The sequence below is a fragment of the Mesorhizobium sp. M6A.T.Cr.TU.017.01.1.1 genome (assembly GCF_004023115.1).
In the GTDB taxonomy this organism is placed as follows: Bacteria; Pseudomonadota; Alphaproteobacteria; order Rhizobiales; family Rhizobiaceae; genus Mesorhizobium; species Mesorhizobium mediterraneum.
On sequence record NZ_RZTA01000001.1, the window covers coordinates 76,342 to 89,544 of the forward strand.

General features: G+C 64.6%; 11 protein-coding genes. 7 read left to right on the top strand and 4 right to left on the bottom strand.

What is annotated here, in order from left to right:
• Positions 1-307 precede the first annotated feature (307 nt).
• Positions 308-1,213, top strand: coding sequence for an alpha/beta hydrolase (locus EOB36_RS00385; RefSeq protein WP_128284032.1), 906 nt, complete (start codon positions 308-310; stop codon positions 1,211-1,213).
• Positions 1,214-1,296: 83 nt separating this feature from the next.
• On the opposite strand, the gene EOB36_RS00390 is transcribed toward EOB36_RS00385, so the two are convergent.
• The gene (locus tag EOB36_RS00390) at positions 1,297-1,929 is read right to left on the bottom strand and encodes a TetR/AcrR family transcriptional regulator (protein ID WP_128284033.1); all 633 of its coding nucleotides are present in this window, start codon (positions 1,927-1,929) and stop codon (positions 1,297-1,299) included.
• Between the two features lie 452 nt (positions 1,930-2,381).
• Between EOB36_RS00390 and EOB36_RS00395 the strand changes: the two genes are divergently transcribed.
• The 3 genes from EOB36_RS00395 to EOB36_RS00405 are packed head-to-tail and all read left to right on the top strand — an operon-like array spanning position 2,382 to position 6,183.
• Positions 2,382-2,885, top strand: a complete 504-nt coding sequence (locus EOB36_RS00395; protein ID WP_128284034.1) for a (2Fe-2S)-binding protein — start codon at positions 2,382-2,384, stop codon at positions 2,883-2,885.
• The gene (locus EOB36_RS00400) at positions 2,882-3,865 is read left to right on the top strand and encodes a xanthine dehydrogenase family protein subunit M (RefSeq protein WP_128284035.1); all 984 of its coding nucleotides are present in this window, start codon (positions 2,882-2,884) and stop codon (positions 3,863-3,865) included. Before EOB36_RS00395 ends, EOB36_RS00400 begins: the two co-directional genes overlap by 4 nt.
• On the top strand, positions 3,862-6,183 hold the full coding sequence (locus EOB36_RS00405) for a xanthine dehydrogenase family protein molybdopterin-binding subunit (RefSeq protein WP_128284036.1): 2,322 nt from the start codon (positions 3,862-3,864) through the stop codon (positions 6,181-6,183). The genes EOB36_RS00400 and EOB36_RS00405 overlap by 4 nt, the downstream gene beginning before the upstream one ends.
• 73 nt (positions 6,184-6,256) lie before the next feature.
• Here the strand turns inward: EOB36_RS00405 and EOB36_RS00410 are convergent, their stop codons facing one another.
• Positions 6,257-7,267 (bottom strand): NAD(P)-dependent alcohol dehydrogenase, encoded by a 1,011-nt coding sequence (locus EOB36_RS00410; RefSeq protein WP_128284037.1) that lies wholly within the window; start codon positions 7,265-7,267, stop codon positions 6,257-6,259.
• Positions 7,268-7,370: 103 nt separating this feature from the next.
• Between EOB36_RS00410 and EOB36_RS00415 the strand changes: the two genes are divergently transcribed.
• Positions 7,371-8,306 (top strand): LysR family transcriptional regulator, encoded by a 936-nt coding sequence (locus tag EOB36_RS00415; protein ID WP_128284067.1) that lies wholly within the window; start codon positions 7,371-7,373, stop codon positions 8,304-8,306.
• 165 nt (positions 8,307-8,471) lie between these two features.
• Here EOB36_RS00415 and EOB36_RS00420 read toward each other — a convergent pair whose 3' ends face one another.
• A complete protein-coding gene (locus EOB36_RS00420) occupies positions 8,472-9,242 on the bottom strand; it encodes a slipin family protein (RefSeq protein WP_126105619.1) in 771 nt (256 codons plus the stop codon).
• Positions 9,239-10,636 (bottom strand): nodulation protein NfeD, encoded by a 1,398-nt coding sequence (locus EOB36_RS00425; protein WP_126105620.1) that lies wholly within the window; start codon positions 10,634-10,636, stop codon positions 9,239-9,241. Before EOB36_RS00425 ends, EOB36_RS00420 begins: the two co-directional genes overlap by 4 nt.
• A 220-nt stretch (positions 10,637-10,856) precedes the next feature.
• Between EOB36_RS00425 and EOB36_RS00430 the strand changes: the two genes are divergently transcribed.
• Both EOB36_RS00430 and pstS read left to right on the top strand, forming a co-directional pair.
• Complete coding sequence (locus tag EOB36_RS00430) at positions 10,857-11,600, top strand: 2OG-Fe(II) oxygenase (RefSeq protein WP_128284038.1); 744 nt, start codon at positions 10,857-10,859, stop codon at positions 11,598-11,600.
• A 431-nt stretch (positions 11,601-12,031) separates the two neighbouring features.
• A complete protein-coding gene (gene pstS / locus EOB36_RS00435) occupies positions 12,032-13,126 on the top strand; it encodes a phosphate ABC transporter substrate-binding protein PstS (RefSeq protein WP_245465603.1) in 1,095 nt (364 codons plus the stop codon).
• Positions 13,127-13,203: the final 77 nt, after the last annotated feature.

The following is a 13,203-nucleotide window of genomic DNA, read 5'->3' on the forward strand; positions in this document are numbered from 1 at the left end:
GACGCCCTTAGGCGTCGCTTTCGAACACCAGCCTGTCGCGCGCCGCCCGAGTACTATCTTTCATCTTGAAGGACAGCTTTGTGCCCGAAGCGGCCAAATATCAGATGGAGATATTCGACCATGTGCGGGGGGCAGTGCTAAAAGGTGGGTCAGTGCTAAAAGACGACGAGCGGGTTTACGGGCGACCTGTCGTCCCGTGTATTCAATTGTAACGAAAAATTCCCAGCGCTGGCTTTGGCGCTTTATGGATGACCTGTGGCTGCTGCCGTCCGCCGGTTTCTACGCTTGATGAGGCTAGGGAAGCAAAATGAGCGATGTGGACGAACACCTCGATCTGACGGAGATCAACGCCGTCCGCAGTTTGTTGACGTCAAAGCCACGACCGGTGAGCTGGGACGAACGCCGGGCACGGCTCGACGAGGTTGGTTCGGTGTGGCCGATTGCGGACGACATCCGGTGCGAGGATGCGGTTTTCGATGGCCTCGAGGGAGAGTGGTCCCTCGCGCCTGAGAGCGACAGGGATAAGGTTCTGCTCTTTTTCCACGGTGGTGGCTACTGCTCCGGTTCTCTCAAAAGTCATCGTCGAATGGTGACCGAGGCAGGTCGAGCAATGGGAATGCGCACCCTCGCGATCGATTATCGACGCGCACCGGAACATCCTTTCCCTGCGCAACATGAAGACGCGCTCACCGCATGGCGCTTTCTGAGCCGGCAAGGCATCGCGCCGGATCGCATCGTGGTTGGCGGAGACAGCGCGGGCGGCAACCTCACCCTGTGCTTGGTTAGTATATTGTGCGCGGCAGGGGAGCGGTTGCCGCGATGTCTTTGGTTGGTTTCGCCGTGGACGGACCTTTCGATGTCCGGCGCGACACTATCAACCAAGGACGCGATCGACCCTATCATCCACCGGGCGTATCTGGAGGAACTGGCAACCGCCTATGTTCCCCATGGCGTTGGTCGGCGCGATCCCCTGATCTCGCCGTTGTTCGCCGATCTGAGCGGATTTCCCCCAATGCTGATACAAGTCGGTTCGGCCGAGACGCTGTTGTCGGACGCAACTCGGCTCGCGGAAGCCGCTGGCGCGGCTGACGTCAAAGCACGTCTCGAAATTTGGCCGCATATGATTCACGCTTGGCCGGTTTGGAATGCGGGGTTGAGTGCCGGTAGGCGCGCTCTTCACAGCGCGGGCATGTTTGTCCGCGACTATCTATAACCCTTGGCTATAACCCTTGGGTGAGGCAGCTGCCGGCGCAAAGCGGACTTCGTCCCAGCGCCGCGCTTTCGGCGGCCCAGCCTTCACCGGCTGTCCTTCGCCGGCCTGCCAGCCCTAAACCTCAATCCGTCCATCAAGAGCGACACCAGCCGGCGCGAGCGGTCGCGCCAGTCCTCGGTGTCGGGGGCCGAATAGATGCCGCCCAGCGCGTGCAGCACGTCGGAGGCGTCGACGTCGCCGCGGATCGAGCCGTCGGCCACCGCCGCTTCGATCAGCCGCCGCAAAGCAAGTGACACCCGGCTGGACATGTCCGAGAACAGGGTTGAATTGGTGTTGAGCAGGATGCGCAGGCTTGTCGCCAATCCGCGCTTGGTGGCGATGTAGTCGACGAAGCGCTGCATCCATTGTTCCAGCGCGACGTCGGGCGGATGGTGAAGAGCAAGCTCGTCGGCGGCGTGGCACAGGCTTTCCACCTCGCGCCGGTAGACCACCTCGACCAGATGCTCGCGCGTCGGAAAATGCCGGTAGAGCGTGCCGATGCCGACGCCGGCCTGGCGCGCGATCTCCTCCAGCGAGGCATCGACGCCGTGCGCGGCAAAGGCCACTGCTGCAACCTCGACCAGCGCGTCGCGGTTGCGCTGCGCATCGGCGCGCAACGGTTTTGCCGCTGTCACGTCGGGCTTGTCTTTGGCGGTTGCGGGCGGCTGCGAAGCCAATTTTTTCTCCACTCTCGAATACGGGGCTTGAACCCGACCGGTTCAACCCCCACGTAATAAACGGAGGCGCCTCCGTTTTAGTGGAGCACCCTTATCATATAATCAGGGGAACCGGTATGTCACGTGTTGAAAGCTTGCAAGCCGGCAAAAGCGTGATCTCCCCCCTCGAGGGGGAGATGTCGCCGAAGGCGACAGAGGGGGTCGGTTCGACCGGGCGCGGCCTCCTGCGGCAGATGGAGGTTGGCGCTCTATGCGAGGCGACCCCCTCTGGCCGCTTCGCAGCCATCTCCCCCTCAAGGGGGGAGATTATGCGCTCCGCCGCTTTCGCCAATCGCCAAGGAGCCGCCAATCTTCCCGTGAACAGAGACCTAGCCACCTGGTGACCTTGCCGCTCGCCGGCCGGGCATCAGATCATTCCCTTCCGCGTCAAGCAAACTGGAGCCAGACGCCCTATGACAAGCAAAACCCGAATTCCCATCCAACTTCAGATCAACGGACATCGCCATGAACTGGAGGTCGAGCCGCGCGTCACGCTGCTCGACGCCTTGCGCGATCATCTCGGCCTGACCGGCACCAAGAAAGGCTGCGACCAGGGCCAGTGCGGCGCCTGCACCGTGCATATCGACGGCCGGCGCGTGCTGGCCTGCCTGACGCTTGCCGCCCAGGCCCAGGGCAGGGCGGTCACATCAATCGAAGGGCTTACTGACGGCGACGGCACGCTGCACGCGGTCCAGGCCGCCTTCCTCGAACAGGACGCCTTCCAGTGCGGTTACTGCACGCCGGGCCAGATCATGTCGGCTGTCGCCTGCATCCGCGAAGGCCATGCCGGTTCGGATGACGAGATCCGCGAATACATGGCCGGCAATCTCTGCCGCTGCGGCGCCTATCCGCACATTGTCGCCGCCGTGCGCCAGGCGGCACTGGAGGTTGCGTCATCCATGGAGACCGCGTCATGAGGGATTTTTCGTATCTGCGCGCCAATTCCGTCGATGCGGCACGCCAGGCGGCGGCGCTGCCCGGCGCCATGCTGCTCGCCGGTGGCACCACCCTCATCGATCTCGCCAAATGCGGCGTCACCGAACCCGAAACCGTGGTCGACATCAGCCATCTCAAGGGACTGGATACGATCACGCTCGATGACCGGGGCATCACCATCGGCGCGCTGGCCAGGATGAGCAGCGTCGCCGACCATGCCGAGATAAAAAGCCGGTTCCCCGCTGTCTCGGAAGCGCTGTGGCAGGCGGCCTCGGCGCAGCTCCGCAATATGGCGACCATCGGCGGCAATCTGATGCAGCGCACGCGTTGCCCGTATTTCCGCGATCCGGCGAATTTTCCCGCCTGCAACAAGCGCACGCCCGGCAGCGGCTGCTCGGCGATCGGCGGCGTCACCCGCGGCCATGCCGTGCTCGGCACCAGCGAGGCCTGCATCGCCACCTATCCGGGCGATCTGGCGACGGCGCTGGTCGCCTTCGACGCAACAGTCCATGTCGGCGACCGCCAGGTCGCGGCCGACGACTTTTTTCTCCTGCCGGGCGCTACGCCCGACAGAGAGAATGCGATCGAGCCAGGCGAGGTGATCACCGCGATCAGCATTCCTGCTTCCGCCGCTGCGGGACGTTCGACCTATCTGAAAGTCCGTGACCGCCAGTCATACGAATTTGCCGCGGCGAGCGCTGCTGTCGGCGTCGAATTCGAGGCCGACGGCCGCACGATCAGAGATTTGCGTGTGGCGCTTGGCGGTGTCGCCACCAAGCCGTGGCGGGCACGCGCCGTGGAAGAGGCGCTGAAAGGCAAGTTGCTGGAGGCTGATATCGTCAAGCAAGCCAGCCTGCTCGCCATCGAGGGCGCCGTCGACCACGGCGCCAACCATTACAAGATCGAACTGGCGCCGCGCGTCGTCGCCCGCGCCATCCTTAAAGTTGGAGAAACGGCATGACCGTTCACGAGATCAGAACCCGACAAAGTGAATCGAAGAGGGGCGACGCATCGGACGGCGCCATCTTTGCAGAGGCAGTGGGCGGGCGGCTGTCGCGCGTCGATGGCCCGGCCAAGATCACCGGTGCCGCAAAATACGCGGTCGAGCAGCAGCTCGAAGGGCTCAGCCACGCCGTTCTCGTCGAGAGCACGATTGCGGCCGGCAAGGTGCGGTCGATCGACACCGCCGCCGCTGAAAGCGCACCCGGCGTGCTTCTGGTGCTGACGCCGGACAATGTGTTGCGCCTCAACACCGCGACGGACTGGCTGGGCACGCCGCCGCCGGATGTTCCCTATTGCCCGCTGGCGCGCGACATCACCTTCAGCGGCCAGCATGTCGCGGCGGTGGTTGCCGAGAGTTTCGAGCAGGCGGTCGCGGCCGCGGCGCTGGTCAAGGTCAGCTATGACGAGACGCCGGCCATCGTTGATCTCGACGATCCAAAGGCCGGCGACGGCATTCCGGTCGACACGATGACCAAGGAATGGGGCGATGCGCAAGCGGCTTTCACCGCCGCCCCGGTGCGCATCTGCGCCGCCTACAACACGCCGCGCGAATACCAGGCGCCGATGGAGCCGCATGGCCTGATCGCGCATTGGCAAGGCGACCGGCTGACGGTGTGGGAGCCCAGCCAGTGGCTCGACGGCATGGCGCGGACCTATGCCGAATGGTTCGGCGTGCCGTTCGAGAATGTGCGTCTGGTCGCGCCCTATATCGGCGGCGGCTTCGGCTCCAAGGCATTCGCCTACGGCCACGGCGCGGTGGCGGCGATGGCCGCGAAGATGCTGGGACGGCCGGTGAAACTGGCGGTCACCAGGCCGCAGACCTTCACCGCCTATGGCGGACGGGCGGCAACGCGCCAGACGGTGGCGCTCGGTGCCGACGCAGAGGGACGGATCCAGTCGATCGTGCATCGCGGCGTCAACGAGACCTCGGTCGACGGCATGTGGGTCGAGCCGCTCGGTTCGGTCACCTCGATCATGTATGCGACGCCGAATTTCTCGTCGCGGCAGAATGTCGTTCGGGTCAACACCGTGATGCCGGGCGCTTTGCGCGCGCCGGGCGAGAACCCGAGCGCCTTCGGCATCGAAAGCGCGATCGACGAGCTCGCCTATGAGGTCGGCATCGATCCGCTGGAAATCCGGCTCAGGAACTATGCCGAGCAGGATCCGGAGGCGAAAAAGCAATGGTCGACACGACAACTGCGCGAGGCCTTCGCCGCCGGAGCCGAGGCCTTCGGCTGGTCGAGGCGCAGCCCCGAGCCGCGCTCGATGCGCGACGGCAACCAGCTGATCGGCTGGGGTGTTGCCGCCGGCACCTATCCGGTGCGGCGCGCCTATGGCGAGGCGATGGTGCGCATCCTCACCGACGGCTCCGTCGAGGTCGAAAGCTCGAGCATCGACATGGGGCAGGGCACCTATACGATCCTGGCGCAGACTGCCGCCGAAGTGGTGGGCGTGCCGGCTGAGAACGTCGTGGTGAAGCTGGGTGACTCGCGCTACGCCCGCGCCGGCGTCACCGGCGGGTCGCGGCTGGCCGGCGTGATGACGGGCGCGGTGCACAAGGCGGCGACTGCCGCGCTCGATGAGCTGGTCGGGCTGGCGATCAGCGATCCAAATTCGCCGTTCCATGCCCTGCAGGCCAACACGCTGGTGGTCGCCAATGGCCGCATAAAGTCGCCGCGCGGCGATGGCCCTGATGTCTCGATCGCCGAGCTGCTCGGCAGCGTCAGACGCGAGCAGATCGAGGCGATGGGCGATACCACGCCGGCCACTTGGACGGCGGAGGATCGCTACAAGAACAATACGACCATAACGATGGCGCTGCCGCATACCGAGGGCGACTATTCCCGCCACAGCTGGTGCGCGCATTTCATCGAGGTGCGCGTCGACGAGGACTTTGGCACGGTCCGCGTGTCGCGCGTGGTGTCGGCTTTGGATTCGGGCCGGCTCTACAATCCCAAGCTCGCCGAAAGCCAATGGAAGGGCGGCATCATCATGGGCATCGGCCAGGCGTTGCTGGAAGAAGGCATCGTCGACCGCCGCCATGGCCGCATCGTCAACAACAATCTGGCCGACTATCTCATCGCGACCAATGCCGACATCCCCGACATCGAGGTGATCTCGGTCGGCATCCCCGACCTGCATTCCTCGCTGCTCGGTGGCAAGGGCGTTGGCGAACTGGGCATCGTCGGCGTGGCGCCGGCGATCGCCAACGCGGTGTTCCACGCCACCGGCAAACGGGTGCGGGATCTGCCGATCACGCTGGAGAAGCTGATTTAGGGGAGGCCGTGAAGTTGTCGATCTCCCCGTCGTGGGGAGATTGGCAGCTTCAACTACGGCGCCCTGTCCAGACTCACCACGACAGTGTGAAGGCAAGCTTGCCGAAATGCCGGCCGCCGGCCGCCATGTGTGCGTAGGCTTCGGCTGCCTGGTCCTGGCTGTACAGCGTGTCGATGACCGGCTCGATACGGGCAGCGGCGATGGCGCGGGCGGCGTCGCGCAGGTCGGATACCGAACCGGTATTGTTGCCCACCACCTTGAGCGCCTTGACGATGATCGGCAGCAGGTTTGCGGTGGCCTCGGTGCCGGTGACGAAGCCGATGGTGAACACCGTGCCGCCCGAAGCGGCGGCGTTGATCGAGCGGGCGAACGTGGCCGATCCGCCGGTCTCGACGATCAGGTCGGCGCCGATGCCGTCGGTCAATTCGAGCACTTTGGCGTCCCAGTCCGGCGTCGTGCGGTAGTTGATCAGATGATCGGCGCCGAGTGCCTTGGCGCGCTCCAGCTTGTCGTCCGACGACGAGGTGATGACGACGGTGGCGCCGGCCGCCTTGGCAAGCTGCAGGGTCAGGATCGAGACACCGCCAGTGCCGAGCAGGACGACGACCGACCCCGGCCCGACATCGGCGGCGCGGATCGCGTTCCACGCGGTGGTGCCGGCGATCGGCAGCGTCGCCGCCGCTTCGAAGGACAGATGCGCCGGCACCGGCACCACGGCATTGGCCGGCAGCGCGACATATTCGGCGAGCGATCCGGGCAGCGTCACGCCGCGCATCTCGGTCGTCTCGTAGGGGCGCGGACGGCCGCCGATCCAGCGCGGTTTTGCATGAGCGATGACGCGGTCGTTAACGGCGAGCCTCGACACGCCCTCGCCGATGCCAACGATCTCGCCGGCGCCGTCGACGACCGGAATGAGCGGAAAGCTGGGACCTGGATAATTGCCGCTCGCCACCGCGACATCGACGAAATTGAGGCTCGCGGCGCGCAGGCGGATCAGCACTTCGCCGCGTTGCGGTTCAGGTGTGGCAACGGTTGCCGCGCGAAAGGCGTCCAGTCGGGGTGCAGTCAGTTCGATGGCTTTCATGGTCTCACTCCGTTCGATGGCCCGGTTGATGGGGATTGAGTGAAACTAGCTGCTGCGCTATTCCTGCATAATCCTTGGCTTTTGCATTTGAGTTCTGCGTATGATGCAGCAATCTAATGAGCCGGCAGCACTCGCCGAAATGGCCGCCTTTGCGGCGATCGCCGAGGCGCGCTCCTTCACCAAAGCGGCGGCGCGCGTCGGACGCGACGCGACGATCCTGTCGCGGCGCCTCGCTTCGCTGGAAGAGCGGCTCGGCGTGCGGTTGCTGCACCGGACGACGCGCAGCGTATCGCTGACCGAGGCCGGAGCCGAGTTCCTCGTCCGCGTCCGCGCCATCCTGGCCGCGGTCGACGAAGCCGAGGCTGCTGCGTCGGCGCATGCCGGCGGCGGGCCGCGCGGCGTGTTGCGGCTGGCGCTGCCCGGATCGTTCGGGCGCATGTGGATCGGACCGTTGCTGCCAGAATTTCTCGCCGAATTTCCCGACGTCCGCATCGAGGCCGAGTTTTCCAACCGTTTCGTCGATCTCGTCGCCGAGAATTTCGATGTCGCCGTCCGTCTCGGCGCGCTGGAGGATTCGCGCCTGGTGGCGCGCAAGGTGGCGACGCGGCGCCGGCTGCTGTGCGCCGCACCGTCCTACCTTGCTCGCGCGGGCACGCCGGCCACGCCGCAGGCGCTTGTCGAGCATGCTTGCTTGGGTTTCACCGGGTTCCAGACCTTTCCCGCCTGGGAGATGACCGACAGCACGGGCCGTCGCGTCCGTATCGAGGTTTCCGGGCCGCTGGTCACCGATGATGCCGAGGTGCTGGTCGAAGCCGCCGTGCAGGGCGTCGGGCTGATGATGAGCACGGATTGGCTGGTCGGACGCGAACTCGCCGACGGACGGCTGGTGCCTGTTCTGGAGGACTGGACGCTCGCCGACGAGGGCGCGGTCTATATCGTGATGCCTTCAGCCAAGGGGCAAGCGGCCAAGACGCGCGCCTTCGCCGACTGGATCGGCAAACGATTCGCCCCGGAGCCGCCGTGGCGGAGAGGGTGCTAATCTCCCCCCTTGAGGGGGAGATGTCGCCGAAGGCGACAGAGGGGGTCGCCGCGCGTGGAGCGTCAGCGCCGTCTCTCGTAGAGGAAGGGGTTGGCGATCTATGTGAGACGACCCCCCTCTGGCCGCTTCGCGGCCATCTCCCCCTCGAGGGGGGAGATTACGCGCTCAGCCGCCTCCGCCTCCACCTTGCTGCTTGATGAAATGAGCGAGCAGATCCATCGGCACCGGAAACACGACCGTCGACGAGCGCTCGCCGGCGATGTCGTGGAGCGCCTCGAAATAGCGCAGCTGCATGGCCTGCGGTGCCTCGGACAGCATCTTGCCGGCCTCGACGAGTTTTGCCGCCGCCTGTTGTTCGCCGTCGGCATTGATCACTTTGGCACGCCGCAGCCGTTCGGCCTCGGCCTGCTTGGCGATGGCGCGGACCATGTTCTCGTTGAGGTCAACATGCTTGATCTCGACATCAGAGACCTTGATGCCCCAGGCATCGGTCCGCTGATCGAGGATCTCCTGGATATCGCTGTTGAGCTTGTCACGCTCGGCCAGCATTTCATCGAGCTCATGCTTGCCGAGCACCGAGCGCAATGTGGTCTGTGCCAACTGGTTGGTCGCGGCCATGAAGTCCTCGACCTGGATCACCGCCCGCTCGGCGTCGACGATACGAAAATACAGCACAGCGTTGACCTTCACCGAGACGTTGTCGCGCGAGATCACGTCCTGCGGCGGAACATCCTGAACCACCACCCGCAAATCGACCCGCACCATCTGCTGCACGAAGGGGATGAGGATAATCAGGCCGGGACCTTTGACTCCGGTGAAGCGGCCGAGCGTGAAGACCACGCCGCGCTGATACTCCCTCAGGATGCGAACGGCCGCGGACAGGAACATGAGCACGACGAGCGCTGCTACCAGGTAGGCCACATAACCGATGATCATTGCCTTGCTCCATCGCTTCGCACATTGCGGCGCCGTATCGTCAGCACGAGACCCCTGACATCAGCCACCTCGACGCTGTCGCCGACTGCAAAGGGTTCGTCGGCCATCGCCCGCCAGCGCTCGCCCCGGGCGAGCACGTGACCCTCGCTGCCCTCCCAGTCGAGGACCTTGGCCGGCAGCCCTTGCATGGCCTGTGCGCCAACACGCGGAGCGTTCTTGCGGGCCGCCCACAGATAGCTGCCGGTCAACAGCGCCAGGCCGAGCGTCAGGGCGGCGGCGGTGCCGATGACGGCCCACGACATCTCGAAGCCGGGCCCCTCGATCCTGAGCAGCATGGCAGCGCCCAGCAGAAAGGCAGCCACGCCTCCCAGCCCAAGCACCACTGTGGGGTTGAAGGCCTCGACGACGAGGAAGATGATGCCAAGCAGCATCAAGGCAAGGCCGGCATAGCTGATCGGCAGGAGATTGAGCGCATAGAGTCCGAGCAGAAGGCAGATCGTGCCAATCACGCCGGGCGCGACCGCGCCCGGGCTCGTGAACTCGAAGACGAGGCCATAAACGCCGATCAGCATCAGGATCACGGCGATGTTCGGGTCGGTGATGACAGCGAGAAGCCGGATGAGCCAGCCGGGCTCCAGCGTTTCAACCGGCAGCCCTTTCGTCGCCAGCACCTCTTTCCTGCCGGCCATTTCCACCGTGCGGCCGTCAGCCAGCTGAAGCAGCTCGGTCGTGTCGCGGGCGACGAAGTCGACGACATGCTCCTGCAGCGCCGCGGTGGCCGACAGGCTGGCAGCCTCGCGCACGGCCTTTTCACCCCATTCGGCATTGCGCCCGCGCAGTTCAGCCAGGCTGCGGATCAACGCAACCGCGTCGTTCGTCGCCTTGGCGATCATCGCATCGCCCGCTGGCGGGTTCTTCTGGTCTTTGCCGGCTCCTGGGCCATTGTTCTTGTCGTCGCCACCGGGAAAGGATGGCAGCGGTCCGCCCATCTCGATCGGCGTTGCCGCACCCAGATTGGTGCCGGGCGCCATCGCCGCCACATGGGTTGCGTAGAGGATGTAGGTTCCGGCGCTCGCCGCATGACCGCCGGCGGGCGCGACATAGCCGATGACGGGAACCGGCGAGGCGAGCATATCGGCGATGATCTCGCGCATGCTGGTGACCAACCCGCCGGGCGTGTTCATCTGCAGGATGAGAACCTCGGCGTTCCGCTGCGCGGCTACCGCCAGCGCTTCCTCGAGCTGCATGGCGCTCGCCGGACCGATGGCGCCGTCTATCTCGACGCGCAGCGCAATCCTCTCCTGGCCGTTCGCCTCTCCGGTTGCGGAAGAAATACAAACGAACACAGCGGCTACAAAAGCCGCGGCAATCAGGGCTACACGCGCGAGTTTCACGCTCAAAGCTCCATATCAAGGATATGGGCTGGATTTTGCCGAAATCCATGACACTTCGCGGCGGGTGAAGCTGCGGCGCAATGGGGATTGGCGATCTCCCCCCTTGCGGGGGAGATCGGCAGCTTCAACTCTGTGCGTAACCTGTGGGCAGGAAACGGGTGGTTTGCTCGCGCTGTTTCACCCATCTGATGGGCAGGACGAAGCCAGAGGAGGCAAAGCCATGACCATTCATTCGATAGGTTCGAGGGCAGCGGTCCGATCGGCGGAGACGCGCGTCGCCGCATATGATTGGCAGGCGTTGGCCGGGGAGATGAGCGGCTATGGCTGCGCGGTGATGGAAAAGCTGCTGACGCCGCAAGAATGCCGGGAGGTCGCCGGGCTTTACCCGGACGAGAGCCATTTCCGCAGCCATGTCCACATGGCGCGGCACGGCTTCGGCAAGGGCGAGTACCGCTATTTCCGCTATCCCTTGCCCGAGCTGATCGGCGGCTTGCGCACCGCGCTCTATCCGCGCCTCGCCGCGGTCGCCAATGACTGGAACCAGCGCATGAGCATCGCCCAGCGCTACCCGGACGAGCACGCCGCGTTCCTCGAGCAATGCCACGAGCAGGGCCAGACACGGCCGACGCCGCTTCTGCTGCAATATGGTACCGGCGACTTCAACTGCCTGCATCAGGATCTCTACGGCGATCTTGCCTTCCCGCTGCAGGTGGCAATCCTGCTGTCCGAACCCGGCAAGGATTTCACCGGTGGCGAGTTCGTGCTGACCGAACAGCGCCCGCGCATGCAGAGCCGGGCCGAGGTGGTGCCGTTGCGCCAGGGCGATGCGGTCGCCTTCGCGGTGCACAATCGTCCGGTCCAGGGCAGCAAAGGCAGCTACCGCGTCAATCTCAGGCACGGCGTCAGTAGGCTTCGCTCCGGCATGCGCCATACCGTCGGCATCATCTTCCACGACGCGAAGTAGGGCTGCGTAGACTTCCTTCTCCCCTTCTCCCCTTGTGGGAGAAGGTGGATTGGCGCGCAGCGCCAAGACGGTTGAGGGGTGTTGGACGGAGCGCCGTCGTTGCCAAGCTGGAACACCCCTCATCCGTCGCCTTCGGCGACACCTTCTCCCACAAGGGGAGAAGGGTGAGCGCGAGGCGCAACGTTGGAGCCCAGTCCTTCGGACCCCAATTCTTCATAGGAGTCCGAGGAACGGGCGGGACAAGTGATCGCGGAAAATCCGAATAAAAAAGATTCGCCCCACAAGATCTCTGTCATCCAATTGTTAACCAAGGTTCATACGATGAGCAATGTTGTCTCTCGGCCGGTGTGTGTTCGCCGGGCGGACGACTGTTGATATCTGCCAAGACTGAAAAGTAGATTTTTATTTGCGCAGTATAGTCGGGGATCGCCATGATGTTTCCAGCAAGCTTTGCGTCACTTCGGCGCAAATGGCCGAAGATAACGGGATCAAGTGGCGCCATCGCGCTGGCTGTTGCCTTGATGATCGGGGCCGCTGCGCAGGCTGAGCCTATTCGCGGCGCTGGATCGACACTGGCTGCCCCGATCATCGGCAAATGGGCAACGGCCTACGAGAGCGCCCGCGCAGATGGCGGCGACTATATCTCGCCCGATTGGAAGGTCGACTATGAGATCGTCGGCTCGCTCGCCGGCGTCCTGCGTCTCGACCAGCCGGACATGGACTTTGCCGCGACGGATGCGCCGATCAACGCCGCCGACCTCAGGAAAGCCGGCCGCCAACAGTTTCCGATCGTGATGGGCGCCATCGCCGTCGTCATCAATCTCGACGGCATTGGCCCGGGAAGCCTTCGCCTGACGGGGCCGCTTCTGGCCGACATCTATCTGGGCAAGATCCAGTCATGGTCCGATCCCGCGATCAAGGCGGCGAATCCGGATCTGACGCTGCCCGATCTTAGGATCAGCGTTCTTCACCGTAAGGATGGGTCCGGCTCGACTTTTGTGTTCACGGAGTATCTGTCGGCGGTCAGCGACGAGTGGAAGAGCAAGTACGGCGCCAACACACTGATCTCGTGGCCGCTCGGCGCCGATGCCGAAGGCACGCAGAACCTCATTCGAGCCGTGCATGACACGAAGGGGGCGATCGCCTATGCCGAATCCGGCCAGGCGCAGCGCGCCAGCCTTTCCTACGCACTGATCGAGAACAAATCCGGCAAGTTCGTCAAGCCGGAGCCCGACGGCGTGCAGGCTGCTGCGACGTCCATCGACTGGGCGCAAACGACCGATTTCTTCGCTTCGCTGACCGATCGAGACGGAGATGCCGCCTATCCGATCAGCACGGCTGTGTTCGCGGTCGTTCAGGTCTCGGGCCGTTCGGAACATCGCTATCGCCGCGTGCACGACCTTTTCCGGCTCGCCTTCGCGCAGGGCGCCGGCGACGCCACCGCGCTCGGCTATGTGCCGCTGCCGAAGGCGCTCGTCGACCAGGTCGAACAATACTGGGCGAGCCAAGCGCCCGTCGGAAACTGAGCTGAAGAGCCAGGCTGCCTCGCGCAGCACCTGAACTGAACGTCATATCGCGCCGTGGTAACGGCTTGTTGGGGACT

Excerpts from the sequence above, each read along its gene's own strand:
- EOB36_RS00430 (WP_128284038.1), top strand. The coding sequence starts at position 10,857 with ATGACCATTCATTCGATAGGTTCGAGGGCAGCGGTCCGATCGGCGGAG.
- EOB36_RS00395 (WP_128284034.1), top strand. The coding sequence starts at position 2,382 with ATGACAAGCAAAACCCGAATTCCCATCCAACTTCAGATCAACGGACAT.
- EOB36_RS00410 (WP_128284037.1), bottom strand. The coding sequence starts at position 7,267 with ATGAAAGCCATCGAACTGACTGCACCCCGACTGGACGCCTTTCGCGCG.
- EOB36_RS00405 (WP_128284036.1), top strand. The coding sequence starts at position 3,862 with ATGACCGTTCACGAGATCAGAACCCGACAAAGTGAATCGAAGAGGGGC.
- EOB36_RS00385 (WP_128284032.1), top strand. The coding sequence starts at position 308 with ATGAGCGATGTGGACGAACACCTCGATCTGACGGAGATCAACGCCGTC.
- EOB36_RS00420 (WP_126105619.1), bottom strand. The coding sequence starts at position 9,242 with ATGATCATCGGTTATGTGGCCTACCTGGTAGCAGCGCTCGTCGTGCTC.
- EOB36_RS00400 (WP_128284035.1), top strand. The coding sequence starts at position 2,882 with ATGAGGGATTTTTCGTATCTGCGCGCCAATTCCGTCGATGCGGCACGC.
- pstS (WP_245465603.1), top strand. The coding sequence starts at position 12,032 with ATGATGTTTCCAGCAAGCTTTGCGTCACTTCGGCGCAAATGGCCGAAG.
- EOB36_RS00415 (WP_128284067.1), top strand. The coding sequence starts at position 7,371 with ATGCAGCAATCTAATGAGCCGGCAGCACTCGCCGAAATGGCCGCCTTT.